Source organism: Bacillus sp. ok061 (genome assembly GCF_900108285.1).
Taxonomy (GTDB): Bacteria; Bacillota; Bacilli; order Bacillales; family Bacillaceae_G; genus Bacillus_A; species Bacillus_A thuringiensis_S.
This window is the reverse complement of sequence record NZ_FNUW01000080.1, coordinates 1-2,418: the sequence shown is the minus strand read 5'-3', so window position 1 is coordinate 2,418 and position 2,418 is coordinate 1. Positions and strand designations below refer to the sequence as shown.

Sequence of the window (2,418 nt, the reverse complement as noted above, 5' to 3'; positions counted from 1 at the left end):
CCGATGGTAGTTGGGACCTTGTCCCTGTGAGAGTAGGACGTCGCCAAGCAAGCTTAAGACGAGTCAGAATGACTCGTCTTTTTTGTGTTTTGTAACTTTTTTTCAAAGCTAATTACATATCTATATAAGTTTTATTCGATTTCTTTCGTGATTTTTGATATGTAATTTAAGATTTTCTATTTTATTTCTTAAAGATAAAATTCACCAGTGTGTTAAAATAGTACAGTTGTTTTTTTGATGTACTTTAATATAAGAAGATTTAAGTTAGAAAAGGAGATAATATGAAAAGGATAGGTATAATTACTATAGTAGTCTTAGTCCTTCTAGTAATCGTGTATATGTTAGTTGGGAATTATTTTTATAACTACGCGTTGAATGCGAAACAAGAAAAAGAGTTTTTACAAGATAATCCTCATTTAGTAGAAACGGTAAATGCATCGGGAGATGTATTGGCTACAAATGAAGAAAAGAATGCGAACTTCGTATCGAAGTATAAACCTAACACATTAACTATACGTTCTTTCGATAAATTGAATTTAAAAGGCTATGAATATATGAATGAACAATCTAGTCATAAATGGGCAATTGTGGTTCATGGATACAATGGTAGAGCATCAGAAATGACGAAATATATTCGTAACTTTTATGAACAAGGCTATAATGTCATAGCACCAGACCTTCGTGGACACGGAAATAGTGAAGGGGATTATGTTGGTATGGGCTGGCATGATCGTAAAGATGTTTTGATTTGGATTCAACAAATCTTAAAGAAAGATCCTAATGCTGAAATAGCTCTATTTGGTGTTTCAATGGGCGGGGCAACTGTAATGATGACTTCAGGAGAAGATTTACCTTCTAATGTTAAAGTTATTATTGAAGATTGTGGATACTCAACTGTTATTGATGAATTTACTTATCAACTAAAAGATCTATTCCACTTGCCGAAGTTCCCTGTTATGAATGCGGCAAATACGGTTACTAAATTAAGAGCTGGGTACGATTTAGAAGAGGCCTCAGCTGTAAAACAAGTTGCGAAAAGTAAAACACCTATGCTATTCATTCATGGGGATGCTGATACATTCGTTCCTTTTGAAATGTTAGATGAAGTATATAATGCTGCAAAAGTAGAAAAAGAGAAATTAATTGTTCCAGGTGCTGGGCATGGAGAAGCGGAGAAAGTAGATTCGAATAAATATTGGAATACCGTATGGAAGTTCGTAGGGAAGTATATTCCGGCATAATTAAAGTTGTTGCATTTATATAGACGATAATCGGAGGGATAATAGTTAATCCTTTTGATTATCGTTTTTTGTTAATTAGGTAGTCTGCTATAAGTGTATTTTTGTATGTACTATATGAAGGAGATAGAGCAAAAACTTTTGAATTCCTTAATCTCAGTGCTACAATGATTGAAAACTAAATGTTAATGAGGTGTTTACATGAAAATTGAGGTTTGGTCGGATTTTGTATGCCCATTTTGCTATATTGGGAAACGTAGATTGGAGATGGCTTTAGAGCAATTTCCACATAAGAAGGATGTTGAAGTTGAGTTTAAAAGTTTTGAGTTGGATCCGAATACTCCCGTTTACTCTGGAACAAGTATTAATGAAGTGCTTGCATCAAAGTATGGGATTAGTATTGAAGAAGCTAAGCGTAATAACGTACAGCTAGGAAATCATGCAGCTAGTATGGGTTTAAGTTTTAATTTTGATGAGATGAAGCCGACGAATACGTTTGATGCGCATCGTCTTGCGAAGTTTGCAAAGAATCATGGAAAAGAAAAGGAGATTACGGAAAATCTACTTTTTGCATATTTCACTGAATCGAAAAATTTAAGTGATGTGGATACACTTGCTACTATCGCTGAAGCTTCAGGTTTAGATAAGCAAGAAGCTTTAAATGTTATTAATGATAAAAATGTGTATGCAAACGATGTTAGGGTTGATGAAGCAATTGCACAGCAATATCAAATTTCGGGAGTACCTTATTTTATTATTAATCAAAAGTATGCTATTTCAGGTGCACAACCACTTGAAACTTTTGTTGGTGCACTCCAGCAAGTTTGGGAAGAAGAGAATCCTGCACCGAAGTTACAGGAACTTTCAGTAGATGGTGGAAGCGACCTTTCTTGTACTGATGGAAGTTGTTCAGTGCCGTCAAAAGAACAATAGCTTTTATGATGGAATAGCACCCTATAGATAGTTCTGTGGGGTGCTTGTATATAACTATAGAAGAAATACGTAAATAGATAATTTGATTACGTAAATGAATTCTATAAAATATAAAGTTTTTTAAAATAATGTATTGACGATTATATAAATGAAGTGTAATATAGAACAAGTCGCCGATGACAATAACGTCGAAAGTGACAAACGAAATAAAAAACTTAGTTGACATTGAAAGATGAAAATGTTAACA

General features: G+C 33.7%; 2 protein-coding genes. Both read left to right on the top strand.

Translation table 11 applies throughout. From position 1 onward, the window contains the following. Window positions 1-281: 281 nt before the first annotated feature. Window positions 282-1,241, top strand: coding sequence for an alpha/beta hydrolase (locus tag C4S65_RS33860; protein WP_000821103.1), 960 nt, complete (start codon window positions 282-284; stop codon window positions 1,239-1,241). A gap of 198 nt (window positions 1,242-1,439) precedes the next feature. After that, window positions 1,440-2,171, top strand: coding sequence for a DsbA family oxidoreductase (locus C4S65_RS33855; protein ID WP_000687925.1), 732 nt, complete (start codon window positions 1,440-1,442; stop codon window positions 2,169-2,171). Window positions 2,172-2,418: the final 247 nt, after the last annotated feature.

Coding starts and splice junctions, on each gene's coding strand:
- C4S65_RS33860 (WP_000821103.1), top strand. CDS start 282: ATGAAAAGGATAGGTATAATTACTATAGTAGTCTTAGTCCTTCTAGTA.
- C4S65_RS33855 (WP_000687925.1), top strand. CDS start 1,440: ATGAAAATTGAGGTTTGGTCGGATTTTGTATGCCCATTTTGCTATATT.